Source organism: Caulobacter sp. GW821-FHT10A06 (genome assembly GCF_059415805.1).
This window is the reverse complement of record NZ_JBWKNY010000004.1, coordinates 110,653-132,074: the sequence shown is the minus strand read 5'-3', so window position 1 is coordinate 132,074 and position 21,422 is coordinate 110,653. Positions and strand designations below refer to the sequence as shown.

The 21,422-nt window shown below is 67.9% G+C and carries 19 protein-coding genes and 1 tRNA gene; 12 read left to right on the top strand and 8 right to left on the bottom strand.

Translation table 11 applies throughout. The annotated features are described in order from the left end of the window. Positions 1 to 153 precede the first annotated feature (153 nt). The gene (locus AC07NF_RS12010; protein WP_492816353.1) at positions 154 to 438 is read right to left on the bottom strand and encodes a DUF167 family protein; all 285 of its coding nucleotides are present in this window, start codon (positions 436 to 438) and stop codon (positions 154 to 156) included. Beyond that, on the bottom strand, positions 431 to 745 hold the full coding sequence (locus AC07NF_RS12005) for a YggT family protein (protein WP_492816355.1): 315 nt from the start codon (positions 743 to 745) through the stop codon (positions 431 to 433). Before AC07NF_RS12005 ends, AC07NF_RS12010 begins: the two co-directional genes overlap by 8 nt. Positions 746 to 857: 112 nt before the next feature. On the opposite strand from AC07NF_RS12005, the gene AC07NF_RS12000 reads away from it, so the two are divergent. Together AC07NF_RS12000 and AC07NF_RS11995 are read left to right on the top strand one after the other, a co-directional pair. Then, a tRNA-Ala gene (locus AC07NF_RS12000) sits at positions 858 to 933 on the top strand. Positions 934 to 1,162: 229 nt separating this feature from the next. Continuing rightward, entirely contained in the window at positions 1,163 to 2,347 is a 1,185-nt protein-coding gene (locus tag AC07NF_RS11995; protein ID WP_494626125.1) for a carbohydrate porin, read from the top strand. Positions 2,348 to 2,369: 22 nt separating this feature from the next. On the opposite strand, the gene tkt is transcribed toward AC07NF_RS11995, so the two are convergent. After that, entirely contained in the window at positions 2,370 to 4,331 is a 1,962-nt protein-coding gene (gene tkt, locus AC07NF_RS11990) for a transketolase (protein WP_494626123.1), read from the bottom strand. A gap of 179 nt (positions 4,332 to 4,510) precedes the next feature. Here tkt and AC07NF_RS11985 point away from each other — a divergent pair, with 179 nt between their 5' ends. Continuing rightward, positions 4,511 to 6,547 (top strand): NAD(+) synthase, encoded by a 2,037-nt coding sequence (locus tag AC07NF_RS11985; RefSeq protein WP_494626121.1) that lies wholly within the window; start codon positions 4,511 to 4,513, stop codon positions 6,545 to 6,547. Positions 6,548 to 6,622: 75 nt separating this feature from the next. Further along, positions 6,623 to 7,933 carry a mannose-1-phosphate guanylyltransferase/mannose-6-phosphate isomerase gene (locus AC07NF_RS11980; RefSeq protein WP_494626119.1) on the top strand — a complete coding sequence of 437 codons (1,311 nt, stop codon included), beginning with the start codon at positions 6,623 to 6,625 and terminating at the stop codon, positions 7,931 to 7,933. Here AC07NF_RS11980 and AC07NF_RS11975 read toward each other — a convergent pair. Further along, the gene (locus AC07NF_RS11975; RefSeq protein WP_494626117.1) at positions 7,917 to 9,077 is read right to left on the bottom strand and encodes an AGE family epimerase/isomerase; all 1,161 of its coding nucleotides are present in this window, start codon (positions 9,075 to 9,077) and stop codon (positions 7,917 to 7,919) included. The genes AC07NF_RS11980 and AC07NF_RS11975 overlap by 17 nt on opposite strands. 84 nt (positions 9,078 to 9,161) lie before the next feature. On the opposite strand from AC07NF_RS11975, the gene AC07NF_RS11970 reads away from it, so the two are divergent. From AC07NF_RS11970 to AC07NF_RS11945, 6 genes are all read left to right on the top strand, one after another. Further along, positions 9,162 to 9,707, top strand: coding sequence for a D-glycero-alpha-D-manno-heptose-1,7-bisphosphate 7-phosphatase (locus AC07NF_RS11970; protein ID WP_494626115.1), 546 nt, complete (start codon positions 9,162 to 9,164; stop codon positions 9,705 to 9,707). Then, positions 9,704 to 10,567, top strand: coding sequence for a dTDP-4-dehydrorhamnose reductase (gene rfbD / locus AC07NF_RS11965; protein ID WP_494626113.1), 864 nt, complete (start codon positions 9,704 to 9,706; stop codon positions 10,565 to 10,567). The genes AC07NF_RS11970 and rfbD overlap by 4 nt, the downstream gene beginning before the upstream one ends. 74 nt (positions 10,568 to 10,641) lie before the next feature. Further along, a complete protein-coding gene (gene fsa, locus AC07NF_RS11960) occupies positions 10,642 to 11,295 on the top strand; it encodes a fructose-6-phosphate aldolase (RefSeq protein ID WP_492816370.1) in 654 nt (217 codons plus the stop codon). Between the two features lie 138 nt (positions 11,296 to 11,433). Beyond that, positions 11,434 to 11,658 carry a hypothetical protein gene (locus tag AC07NF_RS11955; protein WP_494626111.1) on the top strand — a complete coding sequence of 75 codons (225 nt, stop codon included), beginning with the start codon at positions 11,434 to 11,436 and terminating at the stop codon, positions 11,656 to 11,658. Between the two features lie 69 nt (positions 11,659 to 11,727). Beyond that, positions 11,728 to 13,122, top strand: a complete 1,395-nt coding sequence (locus tag AC07NF_RS11950; protein ID WP_494626109.1) for a pyridoxal-phosphate dependent enzyme — start codon at positions 11,728 to 11,730, stop codon at positions 13,120 to 13,122. A 9-nt stretch (positions 13,123 to 13,131) separates the two neighbouring features. Next, positions 13,132 to 14,307: a trans-sulfuration enzyme family protein gene (locus AC07NF_RS11945; protein ID WP_494626107.1), complete on the top strand. Its 1,176-nt coding sequence runs from the start codon at positions 13,132 to 13,134 to the stop codon at positions 14,305 to 14,307. Here AC07NF_RS11945 and AC07NF_RS11940 read toward each other — a convergent pair. Next, positions 14,234 to 15,226 (bottom strand): mechanosensitive ion channel family protein, encoded by a 993-nt coding sequence (locus AC07NF_RS11940; protein ID WP_494626105.1) that lies wholly within the window; start codon positions 15,224 to 15,226, stop codon positions 14,234 to 14,236. The two genes, AC07NF_RS11945 and AC07NF_RS11940, sit on opposite strands and share 74 nt — an antisense overlap. A gap of 132 nt (positions 15,227 to 15,358) precedes the next feature. Between AC07NF_RS11940 and AC07NF_RS11935 the strand changes: the two genes are divergently transcribed. After that, a complete protein-coding gene (locus AC07NF_RS11935; protein WP_494626103.1) occupies positions 15,359 to 16,519 on the top strand; it encodes a DegT/DnrJ/EryC1/StrS family aminotransferase in 1,161 nt (386 codons plus the stop codon). On the opposite strand, the gene AC07NF_RS11930 is transcribed toward AC07NF_RS11935, so the two are convergent. Then, positions 16,516 to 17,697: an MFS transporter gene (locus AC07NF_RS11930; protein ID WP_494626101.1), complete on the bottom strand. Its 1,182-nt coding sequence runs from the start codon at positions 17,695 to 17,697 to the stop codon at positions 16,516 to 16,518. The two genes, AC07NF_RS11935 and AC07NF_RS11930, sit on opposite strands and share 4 nt — an antisense overlap. Before the next feature lie 125 nt (positions 17,698 to 17,822). Between AC07NF_RS11930 and AC07NF_RS11925 the strand changes: the two genes are divergently transcribed. Then, complete coding sequence (locus tag AC07NF_RS11925; RefSeq protein ID WP_494626099.1) at positions 17,823 to 19,073, top strand: multidrug effflux MFS transporter; 1,251 nt, start codon at positions 17,823 to 17,825, stop codon at positions 19,071 to 19,073. On the opposite strand, the gene AC07NF_RS11920 is transcribed toward AC07NF_RS11925, so the two are convergent. Both AC07NF_RS11920 and AC07NF_RS11915 read right to left on the bottom strand, forming a co-directional pair. Then, positions 19,070 to 20,680, bottom strand: coding sequence for a cisplatin damage response ATP-dependent DNA ligase (locus AC07NF_RS11920; RefSeq protein WP_494626097.1), 1,611 nt, complete (start codon positions 20,678 to 20,680; stop codon positions 19,070 to 19,072). The two genes, AC07NF_RS11925 and AC07NF_RS11920, sit on opposite strands and share 4 nt — an antisense overlap. 19 nt (positions 20,681 to 20,699) lie before the next feature. After that, positions 20,700 to 21,416: a hypothetical protein gene (locus AC07NF_RS11915; protein ID WP_494626095.1), complete on the bottom strand. Its 717-nt coding sequence runs from the start codon at positions 21,414 to 21,416 to the stop codon at positions 20,700 to 20,702. Between the last annotated feature and the right edge of the window lie 6 nt (positions 21,417 to 21,422).

Here is a 21,422-nt window from a genome sequence, read left to right as displayed (position 1 = left end):
CCACCACGGCCAGGCCAGCCGCGATGGCCTAGATGGAAGTCAAAGAATGCCGCCTAGTCAATGGGTTGGACCATCATCGGGTTTGGGCATGATCGTGCTTTGCCAGCGCGCAGCGCGCCGGCTTCAGCAAGGATTTGCCTTTTGTGGTCAAGTTTAGGGACGTGCGCCGAAGGCCTTGGCCAGGTCGTCGGCGGTGACGCCATCCAGCTCCAGGCGCTTGAGCCGGGCCGTGTCGCCGGCCGCCAGACGGACGGCTGAGCGCGGGATCTTCAGGCTCTTGGCCAGGAAGGCCAGCAGGGCCGCGTTGGCCGCGCCGTCGACCGGCGGGCTGGCCACGCGGACCTTCAAGTAAGGGCGGCCGTCCGCGTCGCTGGCCCAGCCGTCAACCGCATCGCGGCCGCCACGGGGCGTCAGGCGGACGGCCAGGACCTCAGCCAAGAACGTTCAGCAGGGTGTTCTGAAGCGCCGGCAGGATGAAGATCTGCAAGCCGCGCAGCAGCAGCAGCACGATGATCGGGCTGATATCGACGCCGCCGATCGACGGGATGATCCGGCGGAAAGGGGCCAGGATCGGGTCGGTGACGCGATCCAGGAAAGAGGCGACGTTATAGACGAACTGGTTGCGGCGGTTGATCACGTCGAACGCGAACAGCCAGCTCAACACGGCCGAGATGATGATGGCCCACCACAGCAGGTCCAGCAGCGCGTTGAGGATGAAGAAGACGAGATTGATGATGGGCGCCATGGGATTTCCGTCTGATGCCACAGCTTCTTGCCGCGCCTGGAGGTTGCTGGCAAGGCGCGGTGAGAACCCCGCTTGACGTGCGCGCCCAAGGGCCGTATCTCCGCCGCTCCTTGGGGCCGTAGCTCAGATGGTAGAGCGCCTCGTTCGCAATGAGGAGGTCAGGGGTTCGATTCCCCTCGGCTCCACCAAGGACCTTCCCGACACGTGCAAATGAACGCTTCTCTGGACGGGAGCTTGACCGTGCACGTTCATGCCCCTTCCGCGTCCGTCAGCGTCATCTCGCCGCATGGGGCAGAAATCGCCGTCTCGGCGCACGGTCTGCGACGACTCGCCACAGCCAAGGTTTACCGGATGGCGCCTCGCCCCGGGTGAGGTTGCGCCCTCGTCCGATCGAATGTCGGGCCAGCGGGGGCTAGAATGCGCCAGACGAAAACCAACCGGATCGCCTATCGCCTGGCGGCGGGATCCTTCTTCATCGCCGCGGCGCTGATGGCGGCCGACGCCTATGCCGAACCGGCCCTGAAGCTGGGCGGCAGCTACACGGCGGACGTGACCGGCACGGTCAGCGGCGGCTTGGCCAAGCGCGGCCGGGTGCTGGACGATTTCCAGATCTCGGCCGATCTCGACCTGGACAAGGCCGTCGGCTGGAAGGGCGCGACCGCCCACGCCCTGTTCCTGAACAATAGCGGCGCCATGCCCAATGACGACGCCGGCACCCTGCAGGGCGTCGACAATATCGAGGTCAGCCGCCAGCGCGCCCGCCTGTTCGAGGCCTGGGTCGAGCAGGGTTTCGGCGACAAGGGTTCGATCCGCGCGGGCCTGTATGACCTCAACAGCGAGTTCTATTCCAACGACAGCGCCGGCATGCTGCTGGCCCCGGCCTTCGGCATCGGTTCGGAGCTGGCGGCCACCGGGCCGAACGGCCCGTCGATCTTCCCGTCCACGGCCCTGGCCGTGCGTGCGCGCTGGACGCCCAATGAGCACGTCTATGCGCAAGCCGCCGTGCTGAACGCCAATGCCGGCGTGCTGGGCGATCCCGGCGGTGTCCACACCTCGTTCGACAATGGCGTGCTGGTGATCGGCGAAGCCGGCTGGCAAGGGCGTGGCAAGGTGGCCGTCGGGACCTGGCGCTACAGCGACAAGCAGGACGACATCCGCAGCGTCACGCCCGCCGGCGATCCGGTCCACGCCACCGCCCAGGGCGCCTATGTCCTGCTGGAACGCCAGCTGACCGGCGAGGGCGATGACGCGGTGCGCAAGACCACGGCCTTCGCGCGCCTGGGCGTCTCGGACGGCGACACCACCGCCTTTAAGGGCGGCTGGCAGGCCGGCGTGCTGGTGGAGCATGTCTTCGAGAGCCGCCCCGACAGCGCCTTCTCGATGGGGGTCAACCAAGCCTATCTGTCGGGCAAGTTCCGCGACAACGCCTTCGACGCGGGCCAGCGCCTGCAACGCGCCGAAAGCGCGATCGAGGTGACCTATTCGGACAAGATCGGACCGGTGACGATCCAGCCCGACCTGCAATATGTGAAGGACCCGGGCGCCGACGGCGGCGTCGGCCACGCCCTGGTGGCGATCCTGCGGGTGGGCGTGGAGTTCTAGACCTCCACGCCATCACAGTGTCTTAGGCGCCGGCCGCTTCCGCGACGGCTTCGGCGGTGATGCCGAATTCCTTGTAGAGGCGCTCGAACGGGGCCGAGGCGCCAAAGCTCTTCATGCCGACGAACTTGCCGTCCTCGCCGATGAAGCGCTCCCAGCCCATGCGGATGCCGGCTTCCACCGCCACGCGCACCGGGGCTTGGCCGATGACCGAAGCCTGGTAGGCGGCGTCCTGCTTGTCGAACAGTTCCCAGCAGGGGGTCGAGACGACGCGGGTGGGCTTGCCCTTGGCCTGCAGGATGTCGCGGGCGGCCACGGCGACGCCGACCTCGGTGCCCGAGGCGAAGATCGTCACGGCCGCTTCACCACCCTCGGCGGCGAGCAGTTCGTAGGCGCCCTTGGCCGACAGATCACCGCCGGCGGTGCGCACGTGCGGGGTCTTCTGGCGCGACAGGGTCATGACCGACGGGGTGCGGGCGCTTTGCAGGGCGACCTTCCAGCACTCGGCGGCTTCCACCGCGTCGGCCGGACGGAAGACCAGCAGGTTGGGGATGGCGCGCAAGGACGCGACCTGTTCCACCGGCTGGTGGGTCGGGCCGTCTTCGCCCAGACCGATGGAGTCGTGGGTCATCACGTGGATGACGCGGGCTTCCATCAGGGCGCCCAGGCGGATGGCCGCGCGGCTGTAGTCGGCGAAGGCCAGGAAGGTGCCCGAATAGGGGATCACGCCGCCGTGCAGGGCCATGCCGTTCATGGCCGCGGCCATGCCGAATTCGCGCACGCCGTAGTGGACGTAGCGGCCGGTATATTCCGGCGCGTCGAACGCGCCCATGCCCTTGACCAGGGTGTTGTTCGAGCCGGTCAGGTCGGCCGAGCCGCCGATCATTTCCGGGATGGCCGGGATCAGCTGGTCCAGGGCCGAGCCCGAGTGGACGCGGGTGGCGTTGACCGGCTTGGTCTCCAGGGCCTTGGCGATGTGGGCGTCGACGGCCTCGAAGGCGGTCGCGGGAAGCTCGCCGACCATGGCGCGCTTGAAGTCGCTGGCGTGGGTCGAGGCGGCCAGCTTGGCCTCCCAGGCCTTGCGGACCTTGGCGCCGCGACGGCCGACGCTCTTCCAGGCCGTGGCGATGTCGCCCGGCACGGTGAAGGGCTCGGCGTCCCAGCCCATGGCGACGCGCGAGGCGGCGATCTCGCTGTCGAACAGGGTGTAGCCGTGGCTGTGGGGGTCGCCTTCTTTCGGACCCGCGCCCTTCGAGATCAGCGTCTTGCACGCGATCATGGTCGGGCGGTCCTGCTTGGTGGCCCAGCGCAGGGCGGCGGCGATCTTGCCGTGGTCGTGGCCGTCGACGACCTTCACGGCCCAGCCGGCGGCCTTGAAGCGGGCGACCTGGTCGCCGGTCTCGGCGATGGTGGCGACGCCGTCGATGGTGGTGTTGTTGTCGTCGAACAGCACCGTCAGCTTCTTCAGGCGCAGGCGACCGGCGATGCTGATGGCTTCGTGGCTGACGCCTTCCATCAGGCAGCCGTCGCCGGCGATCACCCAGGTGCGGTGGTCGACGAGGTCAGAGCCGAAGCGGCCAGCCAGGTGGGCTTCGGCCATGGCCATGCCGACGGCGGTGGCCAGGCCCTGGCCCAGCGGGCCGGTCGTGGTCTCGACGCCAGGGGTGTGGTGCACTTCCGGGTGGCCGGGGGTCAGCGACCCCCACTGACGGAAGTTCTCGATCTCCTTCATCGTCACGGCCTTGAAGCCGGTCAGGTGAAGCAGGGAATACAGCAGCATCGAGCCGTGGCCGGCCGACAGCACGAAGCGGTCGCGGTCGGCCCAGTTGGGCTGGCTGGCGTCGAACTTCAGGAACTTGCCCCACAGGACGGTCGCCACGTCGGCCATGCCCATCGGCATGCCTTGGTGACCGGACTTGGCCTTGTGCACGGCGTCCATGGAAAGGACGCGGATCGCGTCGGCCATCTTGATGGGCGAAACGGGCATGTGAGCTTCCGTCTTTGTTATGTTTTGCAGGGCTGCGCGAGGGGCGCACTCGCATGCGAGGCCCCGGGGGTCAACCCGCGCGGACACGCTTCTTGACCGCTATGCAACATCGTCCGCAGGCGCTATAGCTGGAGACAGACTTATGCTCAATTTCAGCATAACCCTGAAAGGCCGATTCCTTGGGTAGTCCGTCGTTCTTCTCGCCCTATCGCCATGGCTTCGTCCGGGTGGCCACCGCCGTTCCCAAGGTGAAGCTGGCCGATCCGGCCGTGAACGCTAAAAGCGTTCTGGCCCTGGCCCGCGAGGCGCATGAGGCTGGCGTGGCGGTGATCGTGTTCCCGGAACTGGGCCTGACCGGCTACACGATCGACGACCTGCTGCAGCAGGAAGTGCTGTTGGACGCCGTCGAAGCGGCGATCGCGACTTTGGCCGAGGCCAGCAGGGGACTCTCGCCGATGATCGTGGTCGGCGCGCCGCTGCGTGACGGCGGCCGGCTCTACAATACGGCGGTGGCGATCCAGGGCGGCCAGGTTCTGGGCGTCGTTCCCAAGAGCTTCCTGCCCAACTACCGCGAATTCTATGAGCGCCGCTGGTTCACGCCGGGCGCGGGGATTACGGGCAAGACCCTGACCCTGGCCGGCCAAAGCGTCCCGTTCGGGACCGACGTGTTGTTCAGGGCCGACGCCCCGACGCCGTTCACCGTGGGTGTCGAGATCTGCGAGGACGTCTGGACGCCCACCCCGCCTAGCACCGCCCAGGCCCTGGCCGGGGCCGAGATCCTGCTGAACCTGTCGGCCAGCAACATCACCATCGGCAAGTCCGAGACCCGCCGGATGCTGTGCGCCAGCCAGTCCTCGCGGATGGTCGCCGCCTATGTCTACGCCGCCGCCGGGGCGGGCGAGAGCTCGACGGACCTGGCCTGGGACGGCCATGTCGACATCCACGAGATGGGCGCCCTGCTGGCCGAGAGCCCGCGCTTCTCGACGGGGCCGGCCTGGACCTATGCCGACATCGACGTCGAGCGGATCCGTCAGGAGCGCATGCGCGTCGGCAGCTTCGGCGACGCCATGGCGCTGAACCCGGCCAAGGTCCCGTTCCGCGTCGTGCCTTTCGCTTTCGAGGCGCCGGCCGGCGACCTGGCTCTGCACCGCCCGATCGAGCGCTTTCCGTTCACGCCCTCGGATCCCGCCAAGCTGCGCGAGAACTGCTACGAGGCCTACAACATCCAGGTCCAGGGCCTGGCGCGGCGGCTCGAGGCCTCGGGCCTGAAGAAGCTGGTCATCGGTATCTCGGGCGGCCTCGACTCGACCCAGGCGTTGCTGGTGGCGGCCAAGGCCGTCGATCAGCTGGGCCTGCCGCGCACCAACATCCTGGCCTACACCCTGCCGGGCTTCGCCACCTCGGATCGCACCAAGGACAATGCCTGGGCCCTCATGAGAGCCATCGGGGCTGCCGCCGCCGAGCTCGACATCCGTCCGGCCGCGACCCAGATGCTGAAGGACCTGGACCACCCGTTCGGGCGCGGCGAGCCGGTCTATGACGTGACGTTCGAGAACGTGCAGGCGGGCTTACGCACCGACTACCTGTTCCGCCTGGCCAACCACAACGCCGCGCTCGTCGTCGGCACTGGCGACCTGTCGGAACTGGCCCTGGGCTGGTGCACTTATGGCGTCGGCGACCACATGAGCCACTACAACCCCAACTGCGGGGCGCCCAAGACGCTGATCCAGCACCTGATCCGTTTCGTGGCCCATTCGGGCGATGTCGATGCGGCGACCACGGCGCTGCTGGAGGACATCCTGGCCACCGAGATCTCGCCGGAGCTGGTGCCGGGCGAGGTCACCCAGGCCACCGAGAGCTTCGTCGGCCCCTACGCCCTGCAGGACTTCAATCTTTTCTACATGACCCGCTACGGCATGGCGCCGTCCAAGATCGCCTTCCTGGCCTGGAGCGCCTGGCACGACGCGGAGCAGGGCGGCTGGCCGGTCGGCCTGCCCGACAGTGGCCGTCGCGCCTATGACCTGGCCGAGATCCGCAAGTGGCTGGAATTGTTCCTGAAGCGCTTCTTCGCCAACCAGTTCAAGCGCTCGGCCGTGCCGAACGGGCCCAAGATCTCGTCGGGCGGGGCGCTGTCGCCGCGCGGCGACTGGCGGATGCCGTCGGACGCGACCGCAGATACCTGGCTGGCCGAGCTGAAGGCGAACGTTCCGAACTAATAAGGCCTTCGCCTTGCGGTCGCTTCGCTATATCCCCGGACCCAAGCAGGGGTGCTTGTCAGTCTGGGGTTACTCTTGGCCGCGATCTATCCGGTTATCCTTTGCGGCGGTTCGGGCACGCGCCTGTGGCCCGCCTCGCGCAGCGACCAGCCCAAGCAGTTCCTGAAGCTGGTCGGCGACCGTTCCAGCTTCCAGGAGACGGTGCTGCGGGTGCGCGACCTACCGGGTGTCGCCGAGATCGTCGTAGTCACCGGCGAGGCCATGGTCGGCTTCGTCGCCGAGCAGACCGCCGAGATCGAGACCTGGGTCACCATCCTGGTCGAGCCCGAGGCCCGCGACAGCGCTCCGGCCGTGGCCGCCGCCGCCGCCTATGTCCAGACCCTGGACGCCGACGGCGTGGTGCTGATGCTGGCCGCCGATCACCACGTCGCCGACCCCGCGATGTTCGGCGACGCCGCCGTCATCGCCGCCAAGGCCGCCGAGCACGATCTGATCGTCACCTTCGGCGTGCAGCCGACCGTGCCGGCGACGGGCTTTGGCTATATCCGCCCCGGCGCGCCGCTGCTGGACGGCTCGGTGCGCGAGGTCGCCGCCTTCGTTGAGAAGCCCGACCGCGAGACCGCCGAGCGCTACCTGTTGGAAGGCTATCTCTGGAACAGCGGCAACTTCGCCTTCAAGGCCAGCACGCTGCTGGGCGAATTCGAGGCGTTCGAGCCTTCGGTGGCCGAGGCCGCCAAGGCCTGCGTCGCCAAGCTCGAGTTGGAAGCCGGGATCGGCCGCCTGGATCGCGAGGCCTTCGCCGGCGCGGCCAAGATCAGTCTGGACTATGCGGTGATGGAGCGGACGACCAAGGCCGCCGTGGCGCCGGCGTCGTTCGCCTGGTCGGACCTGGGCGCCTGGGATGCGATCTGGGAAGCCTCGACGCGCGACGACGACGGCAACGCTCGGGACGGCGACGTCGATCTGCACGAAGCCACCAACGTGCTGGTGCGCTCGACCGGGCCTTATGTGGGCGTGATCGGTGTCAGCGATATCGTGGTCATCGCCGAGCCCGACGCGGTGCTGGTCTGCCACCGCAAGGACAGCCAGGCGGTGAAGGTCCTGGTCGATGGCCTGAAGGCCAAGGGCCGCTCGATCGCCTCGCGCAAGAGCGCCTCGCCTGGCGGGTCCGAGACCCTGGTCAGCACCGACGGTTTCGACGTCGAGCTGCGTCGCGCCCCCGCTGGTGAGACCGTGGTCCTGCCGGTCTCGACCGTGCAACTGCTGGAAGGCGTGCTGGAGATCGACGGCGACGTCTATGCCGCCGGCGCGATCATCCCGTTGGAAGGCGAGGTGAGAGCCCGAGCGATCGGGGCCGCTACCTTGCTGCTTACGAAGCCGCGCTGACCGCCCGGTCCATCTCCAGGATCGACAGCACGATGTGATAGAACGAGCTGGCCGGGGCCGGCTCGTCCACGAAGGTCTCGTCGGGCTGGTACTTGTCGCGCCACAGGCCCGAGACCGGTGTCCGCAGATAGGTCATCAGGCCCTCGGCGCCAGCGGCGGCCATGTCCCAGTACTTGGCGTCGCCGGTGATCTCGGCGGCCAGGACGGCGGCCTTGATCCGTTCGGTCTGCGGCCACAGGCGCGCGCCGTTGTCGTGGATGGACAAGTCGTCCAGCAGGGCGTTGATCGCCACGCCGCGCGCCAGGTCCGTGCCGTGGGTCTCGGCGGCGTCGATCATGCGTAGGGCGGCGGTCGTGGCGTCCGGACGTCCGGCCAGCTTGCCCCAGCGCAGCAGCAGCCAGCCCCATTCGAACTGGTGACCCGGCTCGCAGATCCGGCCCTCGACACCCGGCGCGGCGTTCCAGTCGAGGTCGAAGAACTCGCGCAGCTGGCCGCTTTCGGGCTGGATGAACTTGCTCAGAGCGAGTTCGGCGATCTCGTCGGCCAGGGCGCGCCAGGCCGGGTCGCCGTCGATCTCGTTCCAGGCCAGCATGGCCTCGAACAGGTGCATGTGCGGGTTGGACTGCAGCGGCGCGGTCGGCGGGTTGAAGTTATGGAAGCCGGCGACGGGATGCTTGCGCTCGGCGATCAGCTTTTCACGCACGGCCGTGGCGATGGCCTTGGCCTCCTCGGCGCGGGCCGGCAGCACCTTGGCGACCGCCGCCAGGGCGAACATGGCGAAGGCCTGGTCGTAGAGGTCGGCGGTCTCGTCCAGGCTCTCGCCGTTGGGACCCACAAGAGTACGGAATAGGCCGTCGGGGCGACGGTAGCGGTCCAGGTAGAAGCTCAGGCCGTGCTCGACCGCCGCTTGCCACGGACCCGTCCAGCCCAGGTCGCCGGCGATGGCGTAGGAAAAGATCTGGCGCGGCAGCACCCGGCCGCGGCGCGGGCCGTCGACGGGGACGCCCTCCAGGTCCAGCTTCTCGAAGAAGCCGCCCTTCACGTGGTCGGCGCCGGTTTCCCACCACAACGGATAGGCCGCCTCGGTCGCCCAGGTCTTGAGGCGGTCGCGCAGGCGGGCGGCGTCGGCGAAGGCGTTGGTCATGGGCCGCATTTCTAGGGAGCTTAAGCGACGAGGCCAAGACGCGAGCCGTGGTATTTCGCGAGCACTCGCGGTAGTGCTCAGGCCATGACCGACGCTGCCGCGCTTCCTCCCCTGAAGGCCGTGTTCCTGGACCGGGACGGCGTGCTGAACGTCGATCACGGCTATGTCTCCGATCCGGCCAAGCTGAACTGGATCGACGGCGCGCGCGAAGCGGTGGCGGCGATGACCCAGGCGGGGCTGAAGGTCCTGGTGGTCACCAACCAGTCGGGCATCGGCCGAGGCTATTTCGACGAGGCGGCGATGGACCGTTTCCACGACGCCATGCTGGAGCAACTGGCGCAGCTGGGCGGGCGGATCGACGCGTTCTACCACTCGCCGTTCCACGAGGCGGCCATCGTCGAAGCTTATCGCGTCGCCGATCATCCCGACCGCAAGCCCAATCCCGGCATGGTCCTGCGCGGTCTCGCCGAGTGGAACCTGACGCCGGAGGAGGCGGTGATCATCGGCGACCGCCATATCGACGTCGAGGCTGGCAACCGGGCAGGCATGCCGGGCTACCTGTTCAAGGGTGGCAACCTGCGAGCCTTTGTCGGCCAGGTGCTGGGCGATCGGGTTCCCGCGCTGAAATGAGGATCCTGCAGTTCGGCAAGACTGGTCAGGTCGCCACGGCGGTCCAGGCTGCGGCACGCGACGGCATCGAAGTCGTCGCCCTGTCCCGCGCTGACTGCGACCTGGAGAACCCCGAGGCGATCCACGCCGTGATCCTGGCGGCCGACTGCGACGTGGTGCTCAACACCGCCGCTTTCACCCATGTCGACCCCGCCGAGGCGCGTCCCGATGAAGCCTTCGCGGTCAACGCCACGGCGCCAGGCGTCATGGCCGTCGCCTGCGCCGAGCGTGGCTTGCCGTTCGTGCATCTGTCGACCGACGCGGTGTTCGACGGCCTGACCGAGCGTCCCTATGTCGAGACCGATCTGGCCGAGCCGATCAATGTCTATGGCCGCTCCAAGCTTGCCGGCGAGCGGGCGGTGCTGGCCTATCCCAAGGCGGTGGTGCTGCGCATCTCGTGGGTCTTCTCCCGCTACGGCCGCAACTATGTGAGCTTCATGCTGAAGCTGGCCCGCGAGCGTGAGGTGCTGAAGGTGGTGGCCGATCAGTTCGGCACGCCGACCGACGGCGAGGCTCTGGCCGCTTTCCTGGTCGCGACCGCCCCGCGCTGGGCCGCCGCGCCGGCCGGCGATCCGGTCTTCGGCCTGTTCCACTTCGCCAATGCCGGCGAGACTAGCCGCTTCGACTTCGCCAAGGCGGCGATCGATCGTGATCCGCAAAGCAAGGCGAGGATCGAGCCGACTACCCAGGCCGCCTTCGCCGAGCCCGCGCCACGCCCGCCGCGCACGCCGCTCGACACCCGCAAGCTGCAGCGCGTGTTCGGTTTCACCCCCGAGCCCTGGCGCGTCGCCGTGGAACGGACAGCCGACAGACTGGTATGACGAGTCTGGCGTGACGCCGCCGCTCGGGCTAAACCGACGCCAACTCCCGACATAACAAACCAGCGCGAGCGACCATGCAGATCTTCCTCGACAGCACCGACACCAAGGTCATCGCCGACCTGGCCAGCACCGGCCTGATCGACGGCGTCACCACCAACCCGACCCTGATCGCCAAGTCGGGCCGTCCGATGCTCGAAGTCATCGCCGAGATCTGCGACATCGTCCCCGGCCCGATCAGCGCCGAAGTGGCCGCCACCACGGCCGACGCCATGATCGCCGAGGGCCAGAAGCTGGCCAAGATCGCCCCGAACGTGGTGGTCAAGATCCCGCTGACCCGCGACGGCCTGATCGCCTGCGCCGCTTTCGCCGACGAAGAGATCAAGACCAACGTCACCCTGTGCTTCTCGCCGACCCAGGCCCTGCTGGCCGCCAAGGCCGGCGCGACCTACATCTCGCCGTTCATCGGCCGCCTGGACGACTACGGCTTCGACGGCATGGACCTGATCCGCGACATCCGCGCGATCTACGACAACTACGGCTACGAGACCGAAATCCTGGCCGCCTCGGTGCGCAACGCCGCCCACGTCAAGGAAGCCGCGATCATCGGCGCCGACGTCGTCACCATCCCGCCGGCGGTGTTCGCCGAACTCTACAAGCACCCGCTGACCGACAAGGGTCTGGAACAGTTCCTGAAGGACTGGGCCTCGACCGGCCAGTCCATCCTGTAGGCATTACGTGTTCTCGGGCGGGCGATCGCTCGCCCGAGGCGCGAATAGGTGATCACAGTTTATTTCGCATTGGCGAAGCTGGTTCGCAAATGCGAGTTCATGCGTTAAGGCTTGGTCCGTTCACAGAGGGCCACGCTCATGGCTTCGATGACCGCTGAGACCGAGGTTCGCCTCGCCGGCCCCGAAGAGGCCGATCGCTTTTCGCGATTCCTGCACGGTTTCCTGTCGGCCAACGGTTTTCCGTTCGTTATTGTCCACGACACGCCCGAGTTGCTGGGCCAGCTGCGCAAGGTGGTGTTCGAGGACGTCTGCCTAAGCCGCAAGTTCGCCGCCGAGTGGTCGGTGATGACGGGCGCGGCCTAACCTCTTCCAATATTCCCCAAAGCGTACCTACCTAGAGGAAATCGTTTCACCCTCTGGCGGAGCTACGCCATGAACGACCCTAAATCCGGCCTTCCTTCGATTGCCGGCTCTGCCCTCGACCTCATCGGCCGCACGCCGATGATGGAGGTCAAGAACCTCGACACCGGTCCCTGCCGCCTCTTTCTCAAGCTCGAAAACCAGAACCCCGGCGGCTCCATCAAGGACCGCGTCGCCCGCGCCATGATCGAGGCAGCCGAGGCCGACGGCCGGCTGAAGCCCGGCGGCACGATCATCGAGGCCACGGCCGGCAATACGGGCCTGGGCCTGGCCCAGGTGGCGACGCTGAAGGGCTACAAGCTGATCCTGATCGTCCCCGACAAGATGGCGCGGGAAAAGATCCTGCACCTGCGGGCCATGGGCGTGGACGTGCGCCTGACCCGCAGCGATGTCGGCAAGGGCCATCCGGAATACTACCAGGACATGGCCCAGAGCCTGGCCCAGTCGATCCCCGGCGCGCTGTACGCCAACCAGTTCGAGAACCCGGCCAATCCCCACGCTCACGAGACCACGACGGGTCCGGAGATCCTGGTCCAGATGGACGGCGACATCGACGCCATCGTCGTCGGCGTCGGCTCGGGCGGTACGCTCACGGGTGTCGGCCGCTACATGAAGGCAAATTCGCCCAAGACCCAGATGGTGCTGGCCGATCCGGTCGGCTCGATCCTGCGCGACTATGTCGAGACCGGGACCTTCGGCGAGGCGGGCAGCTGGATCGTCGAAGGCATCGGCGAGGACTTCATCCCCGACAACGCCCAGATGGACCTGGTGTCTAAGGCCTATTCGATCAGCGACCGCGAGAGCGTCGACACCGCCCGCCTGCTGCTGAAGAAGGAAGGCATCCTGGCCGGCTCGTCCTCGGGCTGCCTGCTGGCGGCGGCGTTGAAATATTGCCGCGAGCAAACCGAGCCCAAGCGGGTCGTCACGCTCGTCTGCGATACGGGTTCGAAATACCTGACCAAGATGTTCAACGACTTCTGGCTGGCGGCCCACGGCTTCGACGGTCGCGAGCTGCACGGCGACCTGCGCGACCTGATCGCCAAGCGCTACGCCGAGGGCGGGGTGATCGCCATCGGCCCCGAGGACACCCTGCTGACGGCCTACAACCGCATGCGCTCGTCCGACATCAGCCAGCTGCCGGTCGTTGATCGCGGCCGCCTGGTCGGCATCCTTGACGAGAGCGACCTCTTGGCCGCGGTCGAGGCGGGCGACGAGGCCCCGCGCTTCAAGACCCTGGTCGGCGCGGCCATGACCAAGGCGGTCAACACCCTGCAGGCCCACCAGAGCATCGACGACCTGCCGGAAGTCTTCGATCGCGACGAGGTGGCCCTGGTGGTGGAGGGTGAAGAATTTCTGGGTGTCATCACCCGCGTGGACCTGATCAATCACCTGCGCCTGAGCGCCTAGAGGACCTGCATGACCGACATCCCCGGCAAGAACCGCCTGGACTTCGCCACGCGGACCATCCACGGCGGACAGTATCCCGACCCGACGACCGGAGCGGTGATGGTCCCGATCTACGCGACCTCGACCTACGCCCAGACCAGCCCCGGCGAGCACAAGGGCTTCGAGTACAGCCGCAGCCACAACCCGACCCGCTTCGCTTTCGAGCGCTGCATCGCCGATCTGGAAAGCGGGACGGCGGGCTTCGCCTTCGCCTCGGGCCTGGCGGCGGCCTCGACGATCCTGGAGACGCTGGATAGCGGCGCGCACGTGATCGCCAGCGACGACCTCTATGGCGGCTCGTTCCGGCTGTTCGACAAGGTGCGCAAGCGCTCGGCCGGCCTGACCTTCAGCTTCGTCGACATGGCGGATCTGGCGGCGGTCGAGGCGGCGATCACGCCGGCGACGAAGATGATCTGGGTCGAGACGCCCACCAATCCGATGCTGCGCCTGGCGGATCTGTCGGCCATCTCGGCCCTGGCCAAGAAGCACGGCCTGATCACCGTCGCCGACAACACCTTCGCCAGCCCCTACATCCAGCGGCCGCTGGAGCTGGGCTTCGACGTCGTCATGCACTCGGCCACCAAGTACCTGAACGGCCACTCCGACGTGGTCGCGGGCGTGGCGGTGGTTGGCGACAACGCCGCCTTGGCCGACCAGATGAAGTTCCTGCAGAACGCCATCGGCAGCGTGCTCGGCCCGTTCGACAGCTTTCTGGCCCTGCGCGGCGTGAAGACCCTAGCCCTGCGTATGCAGCGGGCCTGCGACAGCGCGCTCGAGATCGCGCGCTGGCTGGAGAAGCACCCGGCCATCGAGCGGGTGATCTATCCGGGCCTGGAAAGCCATCCGCAGCACGACCTGGCCAAGCGCCAGATGACCGGCGGCTTCGGCGGCATCATCTCGGCCGACGTGAAGGGCGGCCTGGCCCCGGCCCGCAAGATGCTGGAGCGCACGCGCCTGTTCACGCTCGCGGAAAGCCTGGGCGGGGTCGAGAGCCTGATCGAGCATCCGGCGATCATGACCCATGCCTCGATCCCGGCGGATCAGCGGGCGGCGTTGGGCATCACCGACGGCCTTATTCGGCTTTCGGTCGGGATCGAGTCGACGCGGGACCTGATTTCCGACCTCGACGCGGCTTTATCAGGCTGAGCAGGTGATGGTGTTCGCCCTCGCCCGGCATGGCGGGCGAGGGATCTACCGCCTTTGACTTGCGCGGGGGCGGCAGGTCCTCGCGGACCGGATCCTCGGCCAGCAGGTGCGCCACCAGCATCAGGTCGGTCTTCACCGGGCCAAAGTCGGCGGCCGAGGTCCAGGCGCGGATGGCGGCCTGGGCATAGACTTCCGACAGGTCGGTGACCTCGATCATCACCGCCGGGTCCTTGCGGATGCGCGGATCGCTTTCGGCCCGTTCGCGCAGGCGCTTCAGCACCAGAACCAGGTCGGTCTTCAGCGGCACCTTGAACAGCACGTCGGCCCGCCGGGTGCGGTGGGTCGAGTAGTTCAGGATCACGTCGCCGAACACCTTGCTGTTGGGGATCATCACCTTGACGTTGTCGGGGGTGGCGATCTCGGTGAACAACAGGTCCAGCGACTTGACGGTGCCGTTGCGGGTCGAGGTCTCGATGACGTCGCCGACCTTGTAGGGGCGAAACAGCAGGATCATCACGCCGGCCGCCACGTTCGACAGGGCGCCTTGCAGGGCCAGGCCGATGGCCAGCGAGGCCGCGCCCAGCACCGCGATGATCGAGGTCGCCTGCACGCCCAGCTGCTGCAGAACCGCCACCAGGCCGACCGCGACGATGGCGTAGCGGGCCAGGGAGGCGCTGAAGCTCTCCAGGGTCGGGTCGGGATTGTTCCGGTGCACACGGTTCAGCGTCCGGCGCATGAACCGCGCGGCCATGCCGGCGATCCAGAACGTCAGGATCAGGATCAGGGCGGCGACCACCAGGTTCACCGCCAGCTTGCCCAGCCAGTCCAGGAAGTGTCCGAGCATGGTCTCGTCGGCCTTCACATTGGCGAGCGACGGCAGGGACGCATCCGCCGGTACGAGGGTGGGTTTGGTCTGCATAAAGGTCTCGATAAGCGCCCCCGCGCTCATCGGTCAACGACAAGGCGAGCTGACGGTTCCGCTTGAAGCGGGAAACAGTCGGTTACATCAATTGGCTCGAAATCGTCATGAACCGCGCATAAAGGCCGCGCCATGAGCATGCCTTTCATCGACCTCGCCGCGCAACAGCGCCGGATCCGCGACAAGATCGACGCCGCCATCGCCAAGGTGCTGGACAGCGGCGCCTATGTCATGGGTCCGCAGGTCCGCGAGTTCGAAGCCAAGCTGGCGGAATTCGGCCAGGCCAAGCTGGCCCTGTCCTGCGCCAACGGCACCGACGCCATCGCCCTGCCGCTGATGGCCTGGGGCGTGGGTCGGGGCGACGCGGTGTTCTGCCCGTCCTTCACCTTCGCCGCGACGCCGGAAGTGGTGCCGTGGGTCGACGCGACCCCGGTGTTCGTCGACGTGCTGCCGGAAACCTACAACCTCGACCCCGCCAAGCTGGACGCCGCCATCGCCGCCGTGAAGGCCGAGGGTCGCCTGACCCCGAAGGTGGTGATCGCCGTCGACCTGTTCGGCCAGCCCGCCGACTATCCGGCCATCAAGGCCATCTGCGATCGCGAAGGCCTGAAGCTGATCTCCGACAGCGCCCAGGGTTTTGGCTGCACGCTGAACGGCCACCACCCGCTGCACTGGGCCGATGTGGCCACCACCAGCTTCTTCCCGGCCAAGCCGCTGGGCTGCTACGGCGACGGCGGGGCGGTGCTGACCAATGACGCCACGCTGTGGGACCTGATGGACAGCTACCGCGTCCACGGCAAGGCGGTCGGTCCGGACCTGGAAGGCAAGACCTTCGACCACGACCCGAAATATCTGAATACCCGCATCGGCATGAACTCGCGCCTTGATACCATCCAGGCGGCGATCCTGATCGAGAAGCTGGCCATCTTCCAGGAAGAGATCGACCTGCGTCAGGTGGTGGCCAACCGCTACGCCGAGGGTCTGAAGGGCGCGGTGCTGTCGACCCCGGGCGTCATCGACGGCGGCGTCTCGGTCTGGGCGCAGTACGTGATCGAGCACGAGAACCGCGACGGCCTGGCCGCGCACCTGAAGACGCAGGGCATCCCGACGGCGGTCTACTATCCCGTCCCGATGCACGTGCAGGCGCCCTACGCGCACTTCCCGCGCGGCGAAGGCGGTCTGCCGGTCACCGAGGCCAAGGCCGAGACCGTGCTGGCCCTGCCGATGCACCCCTATCTGGGCGAGGCCGACCAGCAGAAGATCATCGACGCGATCCGCGCCTTTAACGGCTAGGCCGCTGCCAGACGGCGGCGACGGATCAGGTTCACCGCCTGCAACGCCATCGCCGAGGCCGTCAGCGTCACGCCCATCGCGCAGACGCCGGTCCAGCCCATCGACTTCCACAGCATCACCGCGACGGCCGAGCCAGCCGCGCCGCCCACGAACATGCCGCCCATGAAGACGGTGTTCAGCCGGGCCCGCGCCTCGGGCCGCAGCGCGTAGACGATGTGCTGGTTGGAGACGAGGACGCTCTGGATCGCGAAGTCCAGCAGGATCACCCCGACGACCAGCCCCGGCACGCCCGGCCAGAAGCCCAGGATCAGCCACGACACGAGCGCTAGGGCCGCGCCGGCCGCGATGATCGGGCGCGGGCCGCGCTGGTCGGCGATGCGGCCGGCCAGGGGCGCGGCCAGGATCCCCACAGCGCCGATCACCCCGAACAGGCCGGCGATGTCCGAGCCCAGGTGGTAGCTCTGCAGGTGCAGGGCCAGGATCGTCCAGAACGAGGTGAAGGTCGCGAACAGCAGGGCCTGGGTCGCCACGGCGAGGCGCAGCGAACCGAACTCACTCCACAGCCGACCCAGCGAGATCATCAGGGTGACGTAGGACAGGCCGCCCTGCGGGTGGCTGCGGGGCAGCTTGGCGTACATCCAGCCGCCGGCCGCCAGGGCCACCGGCGCGGCCAGCCAGAAGATCGCGCGCCAGCCAGCGTGGGCGGCGACGAAGCCGGCCAGGGTCCGGCTCAGGAGGATCCCGCACAGCAGGCCGGCCATCACTGTCCCCACCGTCGCGCCGCGCTTCTCGGGCGAGGCCAGGTGGGCGGCGAACGGCACGATCTGCTGGGCCACGGTCGCGGCGGCGCCCAGCAGCAGCGAGCTAATGATCATCAGGCCCGGCGTCGGGGCCAGGGCGGTGGCGATCAGCGCCAGCGACAGGGCCAGGAACTGGAAGGCGATCAGCTTGCGCCGTTCGATCAGATCGCCCAGCGGCACCAGCAAAAAGAGGCCCGCCGCATAGCCGGCCTGGGTCGCGGTCGGGATCAGGGCCGTCGCGCCGCCAGGCATGTCGCGCAGCATCAGGCCCAGGGTCGGCTGGCTGTAATAGATATTGGCGACGGCGATGCCGGTGGCGGCGGCCATCGCCAGGGTCAGGCCCCGGCTCAACGCGCCGGGCGGGGTACTATGGGTCATGGGGCGGCTATATAGGCGTTTCCGACCCAGAAGCGATCACCCTGAGGTTGGCGGGTTGTCGCATGACGCCTATATGGCCCGCGTACGCGTCTCGTGTCTGGGGCGTCCAGATCGCGAGAACTCCCATGTCCGACACCAAGCCGTCGCCGCATCCCGGCATGGGCTTTGGCCAGTTCGTCGCCCTGATCGCGGCGATGATGGCGACCAACGCTCTCGCCATCGACTCGATGCTGCCGGCCCTGCCGCACATCGGCGAGGCGCTGGGCGTGCACGATCCCAACGCCCGCCAGTGGGTGATCACCGCCTATCTGCTCGGCTTCGGCGTCGCCCAGCTGGCCTATGGCTCGCTGGCCGATCGTTATGGCCGCAAGCCGGTGCTGATGGTTGGCCTGACGCTGTACACGCTCTTCGCCGCCCTCTGCGCCTTCTCGACCTCGTTCGAGACCCTGCTGATCGCGCGGTTCCTGACCGGCCTGGGCGCGGCCTCAACGCGGGTGCTGTCGGTGTCGATCGTCCGCGACTGCTATGCCGGCCGCCAGATGGCGCGGGTGATGTCGCTGGCCTTCATCGTCTTCCTGGCCACCCCGATCATCGCCCCGTCGCTGGGCATGGCGGTGATGATGGTCGCCTCGTGGCGCTGGATCTTCGGCATCCTGTCGATCTTCGGCCTGGTCGTCATGGCCTGGGCGGCGATCAAGCTGCCCGAGACCCAGCATCCGGAAGACCGCATCCCGATCTCGGTCAAGGGCGTCAGTTCGGCCTTCAAGACCGCCCTGACCGACCGCATCGCCATGGGCTACACCCTGGCCGCGACCCTGGTGCTGGCCGGCCTGTTCGGGTTCCTGAACTCGGCCCAACAGGTCTTCGCCGAGGTGCTGCACGCCGGCGACATCTTCCCGCTGATCTTCGCGGGCATCGCCGGGACGATGGCGGTGTCGTCGCTGCTGAACGCGCGGATCGTCGACAAGCTGGGCATGCGCAAGGTCTCGCACTGGGCGCTCATCGGCTTCATCGCCTTCGCCGCCGTCCACGCGCTGATCGCCATCACCGGCCACGAGACCCTGCTGAGCTTCTCGCTGATGCAGGCCGGGATGATGTTCTGCTTCGGTCTGGTGATGTCCAACTTCGGGGCCATCGCCATGGAGCCGCTGGGCCACGTGGCCGGGGCCGCCGCCTCGATCCAGGGCTTCATCACCACGATCGGCGGGGCGCTGTTCGGGTTCCTGATCGGCCAGATGTACGACGGGACCACCATTCCGCTGACCATCGGCTTCACGGGTTTTGGCCTGGCGGGCCTGCTGATGGTGCTGGCCACCGAGAAGGGCAAGCTGTTCCAGACCGGCGCGTCGGCTCAGGCGCCGGCGGCCGCGCACTAGTCGAGCATCGCCTCCAGGGTCGCAAGCTCGTCCGCTTCGCGGGCGGGCTTGTCCCAGCGGATGCGGTTGATGCGCGGGAAGCGCATGGCCACGCCGGACTTGTGGCGGGTCGAGCGCTGTAGGCCCTCGAAGGCGACCTCGAACACCAGGCCGTGTTCCAGGTCGGCGCGTACCGAGCGCACCGGCCCGAACCGTTCGATCGTGTGGTCGCGGACGAACTTGTCGATCAGTTTCAGCTCCTCGTCGGTGAAGCCGAAATAGGCCTTGCCGACCGGAGTCAGGTGGCGAACGCCCGCCTCATCCTCGCGCCAGACGCCGAAGGTGTAGTCGGAATAGAAGCTGGACCGCTTGCCGTGGCCGCGCTGGGCGTACATCAGCACCGCGTCGATCAGGTGCGGGTCGCGCTTCCACTTGAACCACGGACCCTTGGGGCGACCGGGTTCATAGACGCTGTCGCGGCGCTTCAGCATCAAACCCTCGGAAAGACGGGCGTCGCCTTCGGGCGGGTCCAGGCGCAGGGCGGCCAGCTCCTCCCAGGTCGTAAAGGGCTGCAACGGCGACAGGTCGATGCGGGGCGTCGTCAGCCGCGCCACGAACGCCTCCAGCCGCGCGCGGCGCTCGACGAAGGGCAGGCCGCGAACGTCCTCCTCGCCGTCCATCATCAGGTCATAGGCGCGGATGCCGGCCGGGAAGCTCGCCAACTGCTTGCCGTCGACCGTCTTGCGGTTCAGCCGCTGCTGCAGGTCGCCGAACGGGGCCAGGGCGCCGTCGCGCAGCACCAAGAGCTCGCCGTCGATCGCGCCCTCGAAGTCCAACGCCTCGACCACGTCGGGGAAGGCCGCCGAGATGTCGTCGCCGGTGCGGGTATAGAGCCGCCGCTCGCCACGCTCCGACACCGCCTGGACGCGGATGCCGTCCCACTTCCATTCGGCCACGTAAGCGGCCGGATCCAGCTTGGCGAAGTCGACCGCTTCGTCGATCGGCTGGGCCAGCATCACCGGCCGGAAACGGCCCGGCGCGTCGGGCGAGGGGCGTTCGGAGCGGCCCTCCAGCCAGGCGAAGAGATCGCCATAGGGCGGCTCCATCGCATGCCAGACCTCCTCGATCTCGCCGATCTCGACGCCGCCGAAATTGGCGCAGGCCTGCTTGGCCAGGCGCGAGGACACGCCGACCCGCAGCCCGCCGGTCATCAGCTTCAGCAGCGCCCAGCGGCCGTCGGGGTCCAGCGCGTCCAGCCAGCCCTCGATCAGCCGCTGCACCTCGGTCCGCGAGACCGAGTGCAGGGCCTCGATCACTTCGGACAGTTCCGGCGGCCGGTTGGCGCCGGGCTTGGCCGGCCAGACCAGGGCGACGGTCTCGGCGAGATCGCCGACATAGTCGTAGGACCAGGCGAACAGCTGAGCGTCCATCCGCGCCTCGACCGCCTTGCGGATGAAGGCCGGCTTGGCGGCGTTGAACGACAGCGCCCCGGTCAGGGCCGCCAGAGCGTAGCCGCGATCGGGGTCCGGCGTCTGGCGCAGGTGGTCGGCGATCAGGGTCAGCTTGGCGTTGCGCGAGCTGGTCAGGGACAGCCGGTCGAGCAGGTGGGCGAAGGCGCGCATGGACATGGAACGCAGCCGCTCGTGTTTAGCTCGCCCGCGCTTCGTCCAACTGGCCCAGGATCATGATCTTCTGCCAGATCTTGCGGCCCAGGTCCGAGGCCAGGGTCTCGATGTCGTTGACGGCGGCGACGATCACCGGGTCGTCGCTCTCGCCGGCATAAAGCGCGGCCAGCTTGGCGGTCAGGGCCAGCATCTCGGCGCAGTAGTCCAGGTAGCGGGAGAGCTGGAAATTGGTCATCTCGCGCTTGGGCGAAACGGCGGTCCTAGGGCCCAGCAGGACGGTCGGGTCCTTGGTCAGCTGGTGCATGTCGATGACGTGGCAGAACGAGCGCAGTTCGTGCAGGGCCTTCTGGACCCGCTGCTGCTTCCAGCGCCGCTCCAGCGAGGCCAGGAACCAGGCGGCCGCGCCGGAGAGCAGGGCGAGGTTCGCGGCCGACTCCAGGCCCTGGGCCAGGCCGAAGCCCTCCTTGGCGCGGACGACCGCGCTCCAGTCCAGCCGCCAGACGAGCATGGCCTCCAGCCCGATGCCGGCCAGCACGATCAGGGCCACCAGCAGGCGCAGGAACAGATAGGGCCGCGAGATCCGGTGAGCGCGCTCGGCCGTCCGGTGGGCGGTGTCGGCCAGCCGTCCGCAGACCGCCGCCAGCCCCGAGGCCGGAAACCGCGCGGCCACGCGGGCGTACAGACTGTCGAGCGTCTCGACGACCTTGTCCGCGTCCAGCTTCTGACGATCCCGAGCCATGCCGCC

Bases quoted from the DNA above. Each gene is read 5' to 3' on its own strand.
- AC07NF_RS12005 (WP_492816355.1), bottom strand. From the start codon at position 745: ATGGCGCCCATCATCAATCTCGTCTTCTTCATCCTCAACGCGCTGCTG.
- AC07NF_RS11995 (WP_494626125.1), top strand. From the start codon at position 1,163: ATGCGCCAGACGAAAACCAACCGGATCGCCTATCGCCTGGCGGCGGGA.
- tkt (WP_494626123.1), bottom strand. From the start codon at position 4,331: ATGCCCGTTTCGCCCATCAAGATGGCCGACGCGATCCGCGTCCTTTCC.
- AC07NF_RS11975 (WP_494626117.1), bottom strand. From the start codon at position 9,077: ATGACCAACGCCTTCGCCGACGCCGCCCGCCTGCGCGACCGCCTCAAG.
- AC07NF_RS11970 (WP_494626115.1), top strand. From the start codon at position 9,162: ATGACCGACGCTGCCGCGCTTCCTCCCCTGAAGGCCGTGTTCCTGGAC.
- rfbD (WP_494626113.1), top strand. From the start codon at position 9,704: ATGAGGATCCTGCAGTTCGGCAAGACTGGTCAGGTCGCCACGGCGGTC.
- fsa (WP_492816370.1), top strand. From the start codon at position 10,642: ATGCAGATCTTCCTCGACAGCACCGACACCAAGGTCATCGCCGACCTG.
- AC07NF_RS11955 (WP_494626111.1), top strand. From the start codon at position 11,434: ATGGCTTCGATGACCGCTGAGACCGAGGTTCGCCTCGCCGGCCCCGAA.
- AC07NF_RS11950 (WP_494626109.1), top strand. From the start codon at position 11,728: ATGAACGACCCTAAATCCGGCCTTCCTTCGATTGCCGGCTCTGCCCTC.
- AC07NF_RS11945 (WP_494626107.1), top strand. From the start codon at position 13,132: ATGACCGACATCCCCGGCAAGAACCGCCTGGACTTCGCCACGCGGACC.
- AC07NF_RS11940 (WP_494626105.1), bottom strand. From the start codon at position 15,226: ATGCAGACCAAACCCACCCTCGTACCGGCGGATGCGTCCCTGCCGTCG.
- AC07NF_RS11935 (WP_494626103.1), top strand. From the start codon at position 15,359: ATGAGCATGCCTTTCATCGACCTCGCCGCGCAACAGCGCCGGATCCGC.
- AC07NF_RS11930 (WP_494626101.1), bottom strand. From the start codon at position 17,697: ATGACCCATAGTACCCCGCCCGGCGCGTTGAGCCGGGGCCTGACCCTG.
- AC07NF_RS11925 (WP_494626099.1), top strand. From the start codon at position 17,823: ATGTCCGACACCAAGCCGTCGCCGCATCCCGGCATGGGCTTTGGCCAG.
- AC07NF_RS11920 (WP_494626097.1), bottom strand. From the start codon at position 20,680: ATGTCCATGCGCGCCTTCGCCCACCTGCTCGACCGGCTGTCCCTGACC.
- AC07NF_RS11915 (WP_494626095.1), bottom strand. From the start codon at position 21,416: ATGGCTCGGGATCGTCAGAAGCTGGACGCGGACAAGGTCGTCGAGACG.